The organism is Candidatus Phytoplasma citri, from assembly GCF_002009625.1.
GTDB lineage: Bacteria > Bacillota_I > Bacilli_A > Acholeplasmatales > Acholeplasmataceae > Phytoplasma > Phytoplasma citri.
This window is the reverse complement of record NZ_MWKN01000011.1, coordinates 1-1,226: the sequence shown is the minus strand read 5'-3', so window position 1 is coordinate 1,226 and position 1,226 is coordinate 1. Positions and strand designations below refer to the sequence as shown.

At 16.2% G+C, this 1,226-nt stretch carries 1 protein-coding gene; it reads left to right on the top strand.

The features are described 5' to 3' along the window. The first annotated feature begins 875 nt into the window (after positions 1 to 875). Positions 876 to 1,025, top strand: coding sequence for an SVM family protein (locus B2G44_RS00385; protein ID WP_078122888.1), 150 nt, complete (start codon positions 876 to 878; stop codon positions 1,023 to 1,025). The last annotated feature ends 201 nt before the right edge of the window (positions 1,026 to 1,226 follow it).

Below are 1,226 nucleotides of genomic sequence, written 5' to 3'. Positions count from 1 at the left end.
AATTTGAACATATTAATTAAATTCCCTTTCTTTTTTACTACTTAAATTTTAATATAATTGAAGAAAAAAACCTAATTCAAATTTAGAGGATGCAAAAGAAATTTTAAAATTAGAACAAAAATACATTCAAATAAAAGAAAAAATCTGAAATTAACAAAAATATTTCACAAAAAAATTAAAAAAATATTCATAGTAAAATTGTTCAAAATTAAATACAAATAAAAATTATTAGAAAAACAAATACAAAACTATTAAAATATACAAAAGCAGATGTAATAAACTAATTTGTCTCGAAAACTACTATAAGCGAACGAATTTAAAATCTATAAATATAATAATTATTTATTAATAGTTTATTGATTAACGAACCTGGAATCTTATAATTAACAAAATGGTTAATTCTTCTAAATAACCAAGATTTTAATTATTTTTTATTATATTTATAATTTTTTAACTTTGCAATAACTTTACAATATTTTTGATTTGTATTTGGATTAAGTAGAAATGAAATATAAATGAAATAAAATTATTTTTATAAAAATATATAAAATATAGCAAGCAAATTTAAATTTTTCTCAATACTTAATAATAAAAATAAAAAAGTATTAAAAAAATTAATATTTTTAAATATGAAAAAATAATTTAAAATCTAAAAAAATAACAAAAATTAATGAACATTTATGTAAATTTCAAAAAATAATAAATAATGTAATACAATTATGAAAATAAATATAATAAAAATTAAATAAAATTTAAAAAATTTTTTAATTAATTGATAAATTCTAATTAAATAATTTTCATTTTCGCTCAAAAAGAAGAACTTTATCTTTTAGCCCAAATAAACCTAATAAAAATAAAGGAAGATTTAATTAATAATGATCAAAATAAAAAATAATTTATTATTCTTATTGAATATATTTTTTGTTTTTGCTTTCTTAGGATTATTTTTAATGAATAATAATCATAAAGTTATGGCAATGGAAAATAATTATAAAAACAAATCAAAAAAAGATATCGCTATATAGAAGAAGCAATAGATAAATTAGAAGAAAGTGTTAAATAATTCACAAAAAAAGAATTCAAATTAATTTGAATAAATTAACCAAATTATTATCTAATGACAAAAAAAGAAATATATCAACTCAAAATATTACATCAACTTCACAACCTCATAAAAAGCAAAAATAACTATTCGTTATCAACAGGGCGCCAAAAGCGCCATAAAT

Excerpts from the sequence above, each read along its gene's own strand:
- B2G44_RS00385 (WP_078122888.1), top strand. The coding sequence starts at position 876 with ATGATCAAAATAAAAAATAATTTATTATTCTTATTGAATATATTTTTT.